This is a genomic window from Desulfobacula sp., from assembly GCF_030611305.1.
Lineage (GTDB): Bacteria > Desulfobacterota > Desulfobacteria > Desulfobacterales > Desulfobacteraceae > Desulfobacula.
The window spans coordinates 1-14554 of the sequence record NZ_JAUWQB010000005.1; the positions used below are offsets into that span (position 1 = coordinate 1).

Annotated in this window: 13 protein-coding genes; 5 read left to right on the forward strand and 8 right to left on the reverse strand. The window is 39.7% G+C overall.

Going from position 1 to position 14554, the window contains the following annotated elements:
* Nucleotides 1-195: 195 nt before the first annotated feature.
* From QAI40_RS01590 to QAI40_RS01615, 6 genes are all read right to left on the reverse strand, one after another.
* The gene (locus QAI40_RS01590) at nt 196-801 is read right to left on the reverse strand and encodes a DUF4326 domain-containing protein (protein WP_299976860.1); all 606 of its coding nucleotides are present in this window, start codon (nt 799-801) and stop codon (nt 196-198) included.
* Nucleotide 802: 1 nt separating this feature from the next.
* Nucleotides 803-1246, reverse strand: a complete 444-nt coding sequence (locus tag QAI40_RS01595; protein WP_299976857.1) for a DUF488 domain-containing protein — start codon at nt 1244-1246, stop codon at nt 803-805.
* Between the two features lie 11 nt (nt 1247-1257).
* Nucleotides 1258-1959, reverse strand: a complete 702-nt coding sequence (locus QAI40_RS01600) for a dual OB domain-containing protein (protein WP_299976854.1) — start codon at nt 1957-1959, stop codon at nt 1258-1260.
* 297 nt (nt 1960-2256) lie between these two features.
* Nucleotides 2257-3123, reverse strand: coding sequence for a hypothetical protein (locus QAI40_RS01605; RefSeq protein WP_299976851.1), 867 nt, complete (start codon nt 3121-3123; stop codon nt 2257-2259).
* A gap of 35 nt (nt 3124-3158) precedes the next feature.
* Nucleotides 3159-4079, reverse strand: a complete 921-nt coding sequence (locus tag QAI40_RS01610; RefSeq protein ID WP_299976848.1) for a hypothetical protein — start codon at nt 4077-4079, stop codon at nt 3159-3161.
* Nucleotides 4080-4127: 48 nt separating this feature from the next.
* Nucleotides 4128-4721 carry a hypothetical protein gene (locus QAI40_RS01615; RefSeq protein ID WP_299976845.1) on the reverse strand — a complete coding sequence of 198 codons (594 nt, stop codon included), beginning with the start codon at nt 4719-4721 and terminating at the stop codon, nt 4128-4130.
* A gap of 360 nt (nt 4722-5081) precedes the next feature.
* Here QAI40_RS01615 and dinB point away from each other — a divergent pair, with 360 nt between their 5' ends.
* Both dinB and yccX read left to right on the forward strand, forming a co-directional pair.
* Complete coding sequence (gene dinB, locus QAI40_RS01620) at nt 5082-6278, forward strand: DNA polymerase IV (RefSeq protein ID WP_299976842.1); 1197 nt, start codon at nt 5082-5084, stop codon at nt 6276-6278.
* Nucleotides 6256-6537 (forward strand): acylphosphatase, encoded by a 282-nt coding sequence (gene yccX, locus QAI40_RS01625; RefSeq protein ID WP_299976839.1) that lies wholly within the window; start codon nt 6256-6258, stop codon nt 6535-6537. Before dinB ends, yccX begins: the two co-directional genes overlap by 23 nt.
* A gap of 24 nt (nt 6538-6561) precedes the next feature.
* Here yccX and dfsP read toward each other — a convergent pair whose 3' ends face one another.
* Together dfsP and QAI40_RS01635 are read right to left on the reverse strand one after the other, a co-directional pair.
* Nucleotides 6562-7185, reverse strand: a complete 624-nt coding sequence (gene dfsP / locus QAI40_RS01630; RefSeq protein ID WP_299976836.1) for a DUF166 family (seleno)protein DfsP — start codon at nt 7183-7185, stop codon at nt 6562-6564.
* 3 nt (nt 7186-7188) lie between these two features.
* Nucleotides 7189-7842 (reverse strand): lactate utilization protein, encoded by a 654-nt coding sequence (locus QAI40_RS01635; RefSeq protein WP_299976833.1) that lies wholly within the window; start codon nt 7840-7842, stop codon nt 7189-7191.
* A 631-nt stretch (nt 7843-8473) separates the two neighbouring features.
* Here QAI40_RS01635 and acs point away from each other — a divergent pair.
* The 3 genes from acs (at nt 8474) to QAI40_RS01650 (ending at nt 14387) form a co-directional block, all read left to right on the forward strand.
* A complete protein-coding gene (acs, locus tag QAI40_RS01640; protein WP_299976830.1) occupies nt 8474-10504 on the forward strand; it encodes an acetate--CoA ligase in 2031 nt (676 codons plus the stop codon).
* A gap of 31 nt (nt 10505-10535) precedes the next feature.
* Complete coding sequence (locus tag QAI40_RS01645) at nt 10536-12437, forward strand: propionyl-CoA synthetase (RefSeq protein WP_299976828.1); 1902 nt, start codon at nt 10536-10538, stop codon at nt 12435-12437.
* A gap of 162 nt (nt 12438-12599) precedes the next feature.
* On the forward strand, nt 12600-14387 hold the full coding sequence (locus QAI40_RS01650) for a sodium:solute symporter family protein (protein WP_299976825.1): 1788 nt from the start codon (nt 12600-12602) through the stop codon (nt 14385-14387).
* Nucleotides 14388-14554: the final 167 nt, after the last annotated feature.

Consider the following 14554-nt stretch of genomic DNA (forward strand, 5'->3'; position numbering starts at 1 on the left):
GGGTTAATATCTGTCAAAGATCAGTGGGTGAAAATTCATTACCCGGCCTCGGCCCGGTAATCTTGGTGAAACGCCCTGTGCGGACCCGCATGCAGGGTGTTGTGGGGGCTGGGGGATTAAAACCCCCGGCTACCCGATTGGATAATATTTATGATGTGGATTAACTTCGTCTCCAGTTTTTTGGGGGAAGATCAACTATTTACCATCGTCCAAAGAATTTAAAAAATCTGCTAGTATATCTCCATGGCATGCTTCAGGTTTGCAAAAACATCCAAGCCTTTTACCCGATAGCTTATACACTTCTGACTTGTCTTTGTTTGGAAATGTTTCAAAATCAAAGTCATACTTGTATTTTCTAATGACTTCTTCCCTGCCATCCCCACCTTCATTCATTGAATATGGATTACCCCAATATGAACCTCGCCCGATGTATTGATAAGTTGGAGTGCTTTTTACATTACGATATTTAGTCTCTTTTTTGATATTAATTACACGAGTTATAGCAATTGTTATTATTCTCAAAGGAATACTTTTTGATTTAAGAAATTTTGTTTCTATAGGAAATTCCTCGCCATCATCGAATACGATACCATGAGTCACTTCACTTTCTTTCCAGTTTTCATCTATATGAATTTCAGTGTTTATATCATTTTTTGATCTTAATCTTTTTATGAAATTATTGGGGTCATCTGGACATATGATTGAAAATGATTCAATATTTTGTGTTATTTTCAATATTTTTCTTGAAAACTTATCATAAGATTTAAAAAGTTTCGGATATAAAATAATAATTCTATTCATTTTAATAAAGGTGCTTAATTTTGAGTTCAACGTCTGAATTCTTGCTTAAATACTCGGCTACCAAACGTCGATGACAATGGATAGGTTCATGCTCGCTACACAATAAACAGCTATTGTTTAAAATTTCAGGCTCAACTAATCGTTCGATATGACGCTGAGCCATTAAATTTGAAAACTTATCTTCATATTTTTCCCAAGATATTTCTTTTTTCTTGTATGCGTTAAGAATCTCTTTCGTCGGCGCCAGTTTAGGCACATGTACATACTCCGCATCACAAAGTATTTTTAAGAAATACTTTAGGTCATCTCTTTTAGCGAAGCCAGCTAACTGAGAAACATTATTTAGACGAACATCAATTAATGTTGAAACATTAGCAGACTTGATAAGCCCAAAAAATGTTTCCGCATTCTTCTTTGTGAAACCTATAGTATAAATCATATTCATTTATGGTGTCCTTACTGGTAGCTCCTAATTTCCTGGTGGAATTTAGGAAATGTATATATTCCATTTACCTGCAACCAATAACCATTTCGGTCACTAATTTGAAAAGCTCTACTTAAACCTATTCTTAAATATATATCATCTTGAGACTGAAGAAAATTTTGAAGTATATTAAGGCTACCATCGTTCTGATGACGCTGAGCATAATCATAGAAACCACGGTCTGTTATTGACAAATATCTAAATTGATTTCCACTTTGGTCAGTAAAGCTGCATTTTACTTTACCCGGCTTATATTGATCTTCGTGAATCTGAATTTCATAGGGGTTAACTTTTATAGTAATTATGGAACAGTTCGCATTCATTTCAATTGGAATATATTTTTGTCCAACCCCAAATGCAATACCAAAACCTAATGATACCGTTCCAGACAATGAGTTATCCAATATGTCTTTAAATTCTTTTGCTTTAGATGGACCATGAAATTCGAGTTTTGTGTAGTTTGCATCTTCAATGTGTGGACTTGTGGTATTAACATGGATGTTAAGATCGCCTTTAAGAATAGCACCAGGTTGAATATTTAGTTCTGCACAACGAGCGCTGTTTAAATATGGCATTGGTCTTAAACACTCCCCTGTATCAACATCAATGCCAGCAGTACAAACCTTATCGCCTTTAGAAAATCTTGTTAGATCAGTAACTATTATTTTTTTCATGGGCCTTGCTCCTTATGGTACTTAACAAGTTTACCAAAAAATGTACCGTCATAATTTCATGTTGAAAATTTGTCAAAAATATTATCTAAAATATCTTCCAATATCAAATACTAATTGTAATGCTAAAGTTTGAAAAAAAGAGTAGTCCATATTTTAAACAATAGGCACAAAATCATGCTGTATTCTATAATGGTTTTGGATTTTATTAATCATCATATTTTTTTTAAGAGAACTTTGAAAATAACCGGTCACACCCGGTTCATTTTTATTGTTGGAAGTAAGTAAGGTGTCCCCCGATCAATAGTTAACCTTCCTCAACTTATTTAATGTCGCCAGTACTCGCGCCCAGAATTCACCACATAAATCAGGCAGTTTCTCATTGATTTTTTGATCATTAGAGAAGAATCTTTTCCTATTGATTGCAACTTCAAGAGTTCCTGATTCTAACAAATCTGGCAGGAAAATAAATTTTTCGACTACATTTTTATCTTCAATCTTGTAATGGACCTTTGGAACTGACTCCCATGTTCCGTTATGAATAAGTTCATGCCTTAAATTTTCGATTATTTTTATAGTCTTCGAATCTTCAAATACCGTGTCCGTAAAATCAATTCTTTGAATTTTACGTTTGTCACCGAAAAGTGTTTTTTTGCATTTCATTTTCCGATATTTGGAAAAATCATTAGGCATATTCTCAAATTGAAATGATAATTTGGCCAATAAATCTAATGACGCGTACATCGTTATTATAAGGTCATGTAACGCGGAAAAAACTGCCACAATATTTTCTCCAGAGGTCCAATAATATCCATCTTTTTCTAATACGATTGCGTTTACATTTTCTAAATATCTGAAAAAATTTTGATATTGTGTTCTCGTCGACATCAATCTATTCTGGACACTTCCTATTAAATTATGGCAATCTGCAAGAAACAAATGTTTGTAATACCTTTCATTAGTAATTTCTTTGACCCAGTTATTAAATATATCTTTGCTTACAGCAGAATCGGAATCTATGCCAGTATGGTAGACCCATTGAGGGATCATAGACATTTCATCATAATACTGTTGAATATCATCAAAGATTAAACCTGTGAAAGTATCATATAAATCGACACAACAATTATCAATATCGTAGAAGATTTGCGGCGTACCATTATTCAACAATTATGTTTCCTTATATTAGCCTTGCTCGCTCTTTATAGACCCAACTTATACACAGGAAGATATATTTCCCCTGTTTGTGCTGCATGTCTTTTTTTTCTTATTAATAACGAGACCAAATCTATTCTCTCTTCAAGTACCGCCATTAAATCCGACCCATCCATTAGGATAATGTTTGGTCTGCCAATTGAATGAGCTCTTATACCATCTTCAGAAAAGCCATTCATTGATAAAAATACACCCAGGGTATTGTCCAATTTTCGTGATACTTTCATTGAGAATGAATCTAAATCATTGGCTGATATAAGTAGAGCGTGCCATTTTGCTTCGAAAAGGTATTCTGTGCCTTCTAAATAGAAAGATCCATCCAGCTGCTCACCAATAATTCTAAATGAAGCCTTTGGGTCTAAATCAAAAAGCTCAAAGATATCATACATTAACTTTTCAAGCTCATATCCCTTTTTCTGGGCATTTCCACCTGTGGCAATTCCCAAAAAAGATGCATTCAACTCTGCAAGTTTTTTTCTTACTGCTTTATTGCTCTTTAATTTATCAGAATAATCTCTTTTTCTGGCTTCTAATTGTTCTTTTTCTTTTTTCAATTCCTGGTGGGGTTCGACCAACTCCTTAAGTTGCTTCACAGCATTCCTCGCTCGTTCTGCCTTCTGTTTCCCTCCATCAATAAGCTCTAAATGTGAAAAGTTGTTGATACTAATTGTCTCGAAGCAAAGCCTTGTAAGGGCTGACAGGTATTTATCTTGATCACTACAAAGAATATCAACTAAATCAGAGACAATTTGTCGTTTGTAGTTATTCCAATCTAAACTTGCAACAAGATGCCTATCATTCAGGCAATTTGTTAAAAAGCTTCTCAATTCATTTTTATACCAATAAATGCTACATAGTGCTTCTTTCAAGGCGTTAATTGCAGCCGGTGACATTCTTTTTGATTTCATGTATCCCTTCTTTTTTGGAAATGAACGCTGCACATCACTGGCGTGAGGTTACGAGCATCCTTGTGAATGCGTTTTGTTAGCCACATCATGAATTATATACGGAACACCAACTGCCCTTTTTATAACCTCATTCCAACCAATCACTTTAAGAATACACTTAACATTTGAATCTACAGACAGATATATTGGCGACAGCAGATTCAATATGTTTTCATATCCAGATGAAAAATATTCATCTTTGGTAACAAGTATTATATTGTTGGTATCTTTAAGTTCGATTTCGAAAGCCAACCCGTCTTCTAAAACTTCCTCAGTGCTCCCCGATTGCCTAATCCTTTTATGTTGGGCGACAAAAAGTCTGCCTCTCACCCAGCAAACATTGCCATGAACATCCTTATTGACTTCTTGAATTTTAGGGTATTGTTCGAGACTACTTTTTAAGCCTTTGTACATGCCATATACTGAAACTTTATATAATTTCACCTCTTTTGAATGTGCCCCACCACTAGCAAATGGGATTTTTATTCCTGCTTGAAAACCTTCGTCACGAACAAGCGAAGTCATAACTGGCTCGTTATTCTCATCTTCATATTTTTTACTCAAATATTCAGCGTCCAGATATATTATATCTTCACAATTCATTTCACAATCCTTTGCCTAACCAGTTATTATGCAGATCTGGATTTCATGTAATTTGGAATGTTATCCGACATGCAACGATTAAAAAATTTGATCTATAAAACAGTATCAGTGTTTCAAATTTGTGTAAAGTGCTATTCAATATTTACCAAACTCAATCAAATGGACAAATCTTCCACTAAACCATATTGGAGTTGAACTTGATTATTTTAAAAAACTTAGTTTCATTCAATGCCAAGATATCTAAAAATTTTTTCAATGTACATGCGATTGGCCCTGTGAAGGGAACATGTAAATCTTGACCCGAAAAATATTATCCTATACCATGGGCAAGATTACAAATATATTCTTGAGATAAAAAAAATGATCTTGCATATTGACATGGATGCGTTTTTTGCGGCGATTGAACAAAGAGACAATCCAGCTTTAAGAAACAAACCTGTTATAGTATCAGGTAAGTCAGAAAGAAGCGTGGTGGCAACGGCAAGTTATGAAGCAAGAAAATTCGGTATCCGGTCAGCCATGCCGGTATTCCAGGCAAAACAAAAGTGTGACCATCTTGTGATTGTTCCCGGGAATATGAAAAAATATCAGGCTGAATCAAAAAAAATAATGGAGATTATTTCACATTTTTCCCCGCTGATGGAACAGGTTTCCATTGATGAGGCATATGTTGATATTAAGGGGTGTGAAAGGCTGTTCGGCTCACCAAAAGAAATTGGCCTTGCCATAAAAAACAAGATCAACAATGACCTGTTTTTAACCTGCTCTGTTGGGATTGCACCCATTAAATTTCTGGCAAAAATCGCATCTGACATGAACAAACCGGATGGATTAACCCATATTAAAGAACACCAGGTGAAAAATTTCATTTTTACCCTGCCCATCCAGAAAGTACCGGGAATCGGGAAAAGTACAATGAAGGTAATGGAGATATTGCAGATCAGAACCCTGGGAGACATAAATAAATTTACCCTCCCCATATTAACCCAAAAATTTGGTAAAATGGGTCAAAAGCTGATAGCGCTTTCAAATGGTATTGATCCGTCAAGGGTCGAAACCAATTATACGAGAAAATCCATTTCCAGTGAGACAACCCTGCCAAAAGACATCTTTGATTTTGAAACCATTAAACAGGTGATACTGGGCAGATCTCAAAGTGTTGGCAGGGATTTAAGAAAAAAAAATCTTGTGTGTGAAAATGTATTTATAAAGCTTAAGTTCTCTGATTTTTCACAAATTACCAGGAGCAAAAAACTTGATACATCCATTTGTTCTTCATCTGCTATCTTTAACGAAGCACTTGCCCTGTATAAAAAAATTCAGTTAAAAAAGAGAATAAGATTGGTGGGTGTTGGTGTCACAGCACTCAAAGATAAAAACACCCCGGTCCAGATGCAGTTGATTCAAGATCCAAACAGGCAGAAAAAGCAATGGGAATCGGTGGATTCGGCTGTAGATTCGATATCGGAAAAATTTGGCACCAATATTATTAAAAAAGCATCACTAAGCGAAATAAATTATAGGAGAAACCCCGATGCCGAAGAAAATTCAAATTAAAGTTATTGTCAGCGGCAGAGTCCAAGGCGTTTTTTACCGGTTCCACACCAAAAATACGGCCGACAGGCTTGGCGTTAAAGGATATGTCAAAAATCTGTCCAATGGCTCTGTAGAGGCTGTCTTCGAAGGAGAACAACCAAGTGTCACCCAGATGATGGACTGGTGTCATAAAGGGCCTGCAGCATCAAAAGTTGAAGATGTCCTGGCTGAAAAAGCAGAAGCCCCATCGAATTTTGAAACATTTGAAATCAGATATTAGTTAATCAACCCCAATATCTGAATTTTATTTTTTTTTCTTTAACCGGGCTTTCAAAACAGCGGTATGAACGTCTGCCGCAAGATGAACCGGGCTTTTCCCCCAAAGCGGATCCCAGGATGCCGGATCTGCCGAACAAAAAAATTGAACCTCAAGACCGAATCGTGTCAACGCCTTTTCAATAGGCATATTTTTTATTTTTTTGGCCGCATTCCATGTAGCCCCGCAGGGCGCACCCTTTGAGACCTTGATATTTGTAATAACGTCTTTTTTTGTCATTACTTCAATTTCAGGTTTACCAAAAGCCTTGCCATAATCTCCAAGACAATCCTGCCTGGAAAGTGCACAGCATATTGGAGGACAAATGGCATCCCCGGTTGTTATTTTTTTTCCTGAAGCAATAACCGGGACATTGAATTTTTTGCATAAAACGCTTAAATCATCTGAAAGGTCCCTGTGTTTTAAATAATCAAGCACAATATCTACTTCAATCTTATCCGGCAAATATTGTGATGTATTGTCAATCACAGGCGGCAACGGTTCATCAATATCAAATGTTTTAATAATAAATTGTTTCTCACCGAATTTATTAATACCCTCTATTTTACTTTTCCCGGACCCATTCTGTTGGAAAACCATAATTTTCTGCATATTTTAAAATCCCAAATCTTCGTTTACAAGAATAATTTTAATCCTGTTTTTTATAAAACTTTTTTCTGTAATTGTCCAGTAATTGCAAATTCTGTCAGGGCTGCTGCAATCATGACAAACACCGGTTTTGCGGCAGGGTGTTTTCTTGTCGAGGTTCATGGTATTTACAGGGGCGGCATAATTTTTTATCCTGACCATGGCATCTTCCAGGTCACCTGTAATTTTATTCCTGCCAATTATTAGTAATACGGCTTTGGGACCCCACATTATAGCTGCAACCCTGTTTCCTATCATATCAAGATTAACCAGCTGGCCTGCTTCAGTGACTGCATTTGTACTGGTAATAAACAAATCTACCATTAAGGACTGTCTTCTTAAGTCCATCATTTCTTCTTTTGAAAGGGTTTGATCAAATGTATTGAGGACTTCAATATCCGGGCTGTCCTTTAATTCATGGAAAAGGCCGGTGGCAACAAAGGACATTGAACCGCCCCATGAAACACTTTTAATGTTAAGTTTAGGGATGATATCATTGGTGGCAATCTCTTTTGCAGCCTTTGCATTCTGGGCTATAAAGACTTCAAAATTATTATTCTCAAGGTTCTCTTTTACAGATTCCAATTTGAGGTTCCAGTAGTTATCAACAGGATTTTTCATTTTTATACCCTTTCTTTTTTTATTTTAATAAATCAACAATTCAAGACACTATAAACGAAACTTTTGTTTTCATGCAATAAAAATTTATTAGTAACAATGTGCGAAATAATGGAACAATTACACAATCCACCGAAATTTCTGATTCCATGCTTGGGAAAACATCAATTTATTTTATTTTTTTTTAATAAAAGCACAATTTTTTACTTAAAAATTTCTTGTTTGAGGAGATCAAACAATGTTTAAGACGCTTTATTCCCAAGGATTTTGGCAAGTTAGCATCTTTTTCTTACCAAGCAATACAGGTATTGCAGATTTTTACAGGAATTTTATTTAAAAAAACGCTTTTTTTTGTTGACTTCCGCTTTCGTTCTTAATAATTCATACACTACGACATAAATCGGATTCACTAAATGACTACGATTTTTCTTCTCCTTTGGTACGTTGCCTGTACTTGGCCTGAACTGGGAAAAGCAGGCTGCTTTAAGTAAAAATAAGTTTAAGTTGTAAGATATATATTTTTATTAATACCAGTATTTATTTGTAAAAAAGGGAGGTGGTGCTATCTTTATTGTTTTCTTTTAATTTTAACAACTTAGCAGTTAAACCAATATCAAACCAAAGGAGATGATTCATGAGCAAAAAAGAAGTTGTCGAAACCACTGAGGCCCAGATAGCTGTTCACTGGAAAGAGGAAGACTATTATTATCCATCCACAAAATTTATTGCTCAGGCCAACCTTACCGATGAAGGAATTTTTGACAGGTTCAGTCTGGATAATTTTCCAGATTATTATACGGAATTTGCTGATCTGCTGACATGGTACAAGTACTGGGATGAAGTCCTGGATAGCAGTGACGCCCCCTGCTACAAATGGTTTAAAGGCGGAAAACTCAATGCCAGCTACAATTGTATTGATCGCCATTTAAAAGACAATAAAAATAAAACTGCCATACATTTTGTTCCTGAGCTGGAAGAAGAAAGCGTTCAGCATATCACTTATCAGGAACTTTATGTCAGGGTGAATGAATTTGCAGCATTGTTGCGTGATACGGCAAAACTTAAAAGAGGAGACCGGGTCACCATCCACATGCCCATGTCAGCAGAACTTCCCATTACCATGCTGGCCTGCGCAAGACTGGGTGTTATTCACTCGGTTGTTTTCGGCGGGTTCGCACCCAGTGCAAGTGCAGACAGGATTGTTGATTCCCAATCCAGGGTATTGATTGTCACAGATGCCTACTACCGCGCAGGAAAACTACTTGAACATAAAAGCAATGCTGATAAAGCTGTTAAAATTGCAGCGGATCAGGGGCAAGAAGTGGATACCGTCCTTGTATGGCAGAGATATCCGGGGAAATATTCTTCCGATACCCCAATGGTCGAAGGACGAGACATTTTTGTCAATGAAAAGTTAAAAGACTATTATGGTGCCAGGGTTGAACCCGAACAAATGTTGAGTGAAGATCCTCTCTTTTTAATGTATACCAGTGGTACCACGGGCAAACCTAAAGGCTGCCAGCATGGTACCGGCGGATACCTTGCCTATGTCACCGCCATGTCAAAATATATCCAGGACATTCATCCTGAAGACGTTTACTGGTGCATGGCAGATATCGGATGGATCACAGGCCACTCATTCATTGTTTACGGCCCGCTTGCCCTGTGTGCCTCTTCTGTGATTTTTGAAGGGGTCCCAACCTACCCGGATGCAGGAAGATCCTGGAGAATTGCCCAGGAGCTTGATGTCAACATTTTCCATACCGCACCGACAGCCATCAGGGCTTTAAGGAAACTCGGGCCTGATGAACCCGCAAAATATAACTATCATTTCAAACATATGACAACCGTTGGTGAACCCATCGAACCTGCTGTATGGAAATGGTATGAATCTGCTGTTGGTAAGGGAGAAGCCGTTCTTGTTGATACCTATTGGCAGACTGAAAACGGAGGATTCCTCTGTAGTACAGTCCCGGCTCTCAAACCCATGAAACCGGGCAGTGCGGGTCCGGGTGTTCCCGGAATTCATCCGATTATCTTTGATGATGATGGCAATGAAGTTGCGGAACCCGGAATAGCCGGTAATATCTGCATCCAGAATCCCTGGCCCGGAATGTTCCAGACCATCTGGGGTGACAGGGACAGGTTTGTTGATACTTATTTTGCAATGTATAATACAAAACCCGACAGCAAGGACTGGAAAGACTGGCCATACCTGACCGGTGATGCAGCCACCATGTCCGAAGACGGCTACTACAGGATCCTTGGAAGAATCGATGATGTCATCAATGTGTCCGGTCACAGACTGGGTACCAAAGAAATCGAGTCTGCGTCTCTTGTTGTTGATGAAGTCGCTGAGGCTGCAGTTGTGCCGGTTGCCCATGAGATTAAAGGCAAGGAACCTGATCTGTATATTGCTCTTAAGCCTGGCATCCCTGCAACGGATGAACTTGCGCAGAAAATCTCAGATGCCATATGTGAGCAGATCGGAAGAATTGCCAAACCCAGAAAAGTATGGCTGGTTCCGGATATGCCGAAAACCAGGTCAGGAAAGATCATGAGAAGGGTTTTGGGTGCTATCTCCAATAAGACTGATGTGGGGAATGTCATGACCCTTGCAAATCCGGAAGTTGTTGAAGAAATCAAGACCATGGTTGAAAAATAATTTATCCGCTGAAGTTTTGGGAGGTTATTATATGTCCAATTTGTATGACAAAGCCTATGATCAATCCATAAATGATCCTGACGGATTTTGGGGGGCCATTGCTGAAGACTGCCACTGGTATAAAAAATGGGATAAAGTACTGGATGATTCAAACAAGCCTTTCTACAGGTGGTTCGTAGGAGGAGAAACAAACACCTGTTACAATGCGGTTGATCTTCATGTGGAGAATGGCCTGGGTGATCAGGATGCCATTATCTATGACAGCCCGGTAACAGGTACCATCAGAAAATATACCTATTCTAAGCTTAAAGAGATTGTTGCAGAATTTGCCGGGGTTCTGGCATCTAAGGGAGTCGGCAAGGGTGACAGGGTTGTTGTTTATATGCCCATGATCCCGGAAGCAGTTTTTGCAATGCTGGCCTGTGCCAGGATTGGGGCTGTCCATTCTGTGGTATTCGGCGGATTTGCAGCCAATGAGCTGGCCACCCGTATTAATGATGCCAAACCCAAAGTAATTGTAACCGCGTCCTGTGGTATTGAGGTGAAAAAGGTCATTGAATACAAGCCGCTTTTAGATGAGGCTATTGAATTGTCCGATTCCAAACCTGATGCTTGTATTATTTTACAAAGGCCTCAGGCCCGGGCAGATTTGATAGACGGCCGGGATTTTGACTGGAATGATGAAATGGAAGCAGCAAGTCCCAAAGATTGTGTTCCTGTAAAAGCCACTGATCCGCTTTATATCCTTTACACTTCCGGAACAACAGGAGAACCCAAAGGGGTTGTAAGGGATAACGGCGGCCATATGGTGGCTTTAAAATGGAGCATGGGAGCCATTTACGGGGTTGATAAGGGTGATGTATACTGGGCAGCCTCAGATATTGGCTGGGTCGTAGGCCATTCATATATTGTTTACGGCCCCCTTCTTAAGGGATGTACCACCATTCTTTTTGAGGGAAAGCCTGTCGGGACTCCCGATGCATCTGTGTTCTGGAGAGTTATATCCCAGCATAAGGTAAACACCCTTTTTACGGCCCCCACTGCATTCAGGGCTATTAAAAGGGAAGATCCAAGTGCTCAAATGATGTCAGACTTTGATCTATCCTGCTTTAATTATTTGTTTCTGGCAGGAGAAAGACTGGACCCGGATACATTGACCTGGGCGGAAAACGCTCTCAAGGTTCCGGTGATTGATCACTGGTGGCAGACAGAGACCGGATGGGCCATTGCAGCCAATTGTGTCGGGCTTCACCAGTTTGACGTCAAACCGGGATCTCCCACAAAAGCGGCTCCGGGATGGAATCTGGCTGTTCTGGGAGATGACGGAAACCCGATTGGCGCAGGAGACATTGGTGCAATTGTAGTCAAACTGCCCCTGCCTCCGGGGTCATTGCCCACGCTCTGGCAGAAGGATCAAAGATATGTCGATTCTTATCTGAGCGTATTTCCGGGATACTATGAAACTTCTGATGCAGGGTTTATTGATGAAGACGGCTATGTCTTTGTCATGGCCAGAACAGACGACATTATCAATGTTGCTGGCCACAGACTGTCCACCGGCGGCATGGAAGAGGTGATTGCAGAACATCCGGATGTAGCCGAGTGTGCGGTCATGGGCGTTGCAGACCAGCTTAAGGGGCAGATACCCCTTGGGATGATGGTATTGAATGCCGGTGTTGAAAGAGATCATGAGGAGGTGGTCAAAGAAGTTATTGGCCTGGTCAGAAACAAGATCGGCCCTGTTGCATCCTTTAAGACTGCCATGGTGGTCAAACGACTTCCCAAAACAAGATCCGGCAAAATCTTAAGGGGTACCATGCGGGCCATTGCAGATAAAAAAGATTATAAAATCCCTGCTACCATTGATGATTACACATCCCTGGATGAAATAGAAGAATCCTTAGGGAAAATCGGATATGGCAGCAAGGCATAAAATTTTTTAACATAAAAGAACGGGGGCAGATTTAAATCTGTCCCCAGTCACAAGATGAAGGAGGTGGTGTGATATGCCCTGATTATCCTTAATCAAAAATGATAATCATGAAGTGATCCATCCAAATTCGAAAGAAATTATGATACAGGAGGAAAAATTTTTATGGAACCGAAAACTTGGGTATTTCTATTGTTAGGAATATACATCATTTATTGTTTCTGGTGGGGTTTAAAAGGTTTTTTTACTGAAAAAACCGCATCAGGCTATGGAATTGCAGGGCGTTCCATCCCTTTTATAGCATTCTTAATGGCAGCAACCGCGGCTTCCTTTTCTGGGTGGACATTTGTAGGGCATCCAGGTTTGATCTGGAAGGTGGGGCTGGTATATGCATTTGCTTCGTTCTATGTCTTGACCATTCCCATTACCGGAGCGTTTTTTGCCAAAAGAAACTGGCTCATGGGTAAACGCTATGGCTTTATTACCCCGGGTGATATGTTTGCATATTACTATAATAATGAATTCATTCGCTGGTTGGTTGTTATAGCAGCACTTTTATATTCAATCTTTTATTCAGGCATTCAGCTGATCGCAGCATCAAAACTATTTTACTGGGTAGCCGGCGTTCCACCGACCATTGGTCTTATATTCATGGCCTTTATTGTATGGTTCTATGTGGTCACCGGTGGTCTTAAAGCCAGCACCTGGGTAGGCGTTCTCCAGTTTGTGCTTTTGGTCGGCGGTATTATTCTGTTAGGGTTTTATGTTGTCACATCCGATGCTTTTGGCGGATGGTCCGGCATGTCAAAGTCTTTAGCGGCCCTTCCTCCTAACTTTACGCAAGTGCCGGGGATTATCCACTTTGGTATCGGAGGCGGCTGGACTGCGGTGATGGTCTTGACCTATATGTTTGCTCTTATGGGTATTCAGTCATCACCGGCTTTTATTCTGTGGAACTTTGGTATTGCATCTCCTAAACCTTTGGCTTGGCAACAGGTTTTCATGTCAACATTTATTGTCGGGGTCTGCTTGTTTTTCTTTTCAGCTTTCCAGGGAATGGGTGCTAAAATTCTCGAGCTGTCCGGTGAAATGATCATCGCCAATAACGGAGATGTTGTCCCCAAACTCATGACAAAATTCTTACCAGGACCTGTCCTGGGTCTTGTTTTCCTTGGCGCCATTGCAGCCATCCACTCCACCTCCGCTCCCTATATTGGTACCGGTGGTACCATCATCCAGAGAGATGTCTGGTGGAGATATGTCAGAGGCCAGAAAGGCAGCCATTCCGAACAGATCTGGACCAACCGTGTCATGGCTACACTCTTAACATTTGCAGCTGTGGTGGTCAGCCTGACATCATCTGATGCCATTGTTATGATTGGCGGGTTTGCAACGACCTTTGGCACCATTATGTACCTTATGCTCTGCGGTGTTCACTGGGGTTTTAAATTTCCCACCACCGGCGCAGCTTTAGGTCTTCTTGCCGGTATTATCGTAAATATGTTAACCTATTTTGTCTGGAAATATCCCTTGTCAATGCATACGGCATTCTGGGGCCTTTTTGCCGGTTTTGCCGTGGCATACGCTTGCCGCGGGCTTGGATTCAAAAACACTGAAGAAACCGATGCGCGGCAAAAAGAAGTCAGAGAATGGCTTGACAGCATTGACGGACCTTCTGAGAATGGTAAAATATGGCGTTCCAGGATGAAGATTATTATTCCGATATGGTATTTCTTTGCTCTTGGACCCGCTATTATGCTGGGCAACAATGCATTTTCCTTCTGCGGATTCCCTGCACTATGGTCATGGCAGATTGCCTGGTGGATCGTTGGTATTATCATGATGTGGGCTCTTTGCTTTAAAGCTGAAATGTCTACCACGTCCGAAGAACAGATCCGGCGTGCGGATGTTGAAACTCTGGATGTAACCAAAGAAGCAGATGACATGGCATAAGTTATTTTGCATAAAACTTTTTCAAGGAGGACATATTATGGCGTTAGAAGATAAATATCTAATCGCAACAATCATATTCTGTATTTTGTTCACTGCCAGTTTCGGTTGGGGATGGTGGGGATAACCACCCTACTTAAATAAACATTAAATCTTAAAAAGAAGAATTC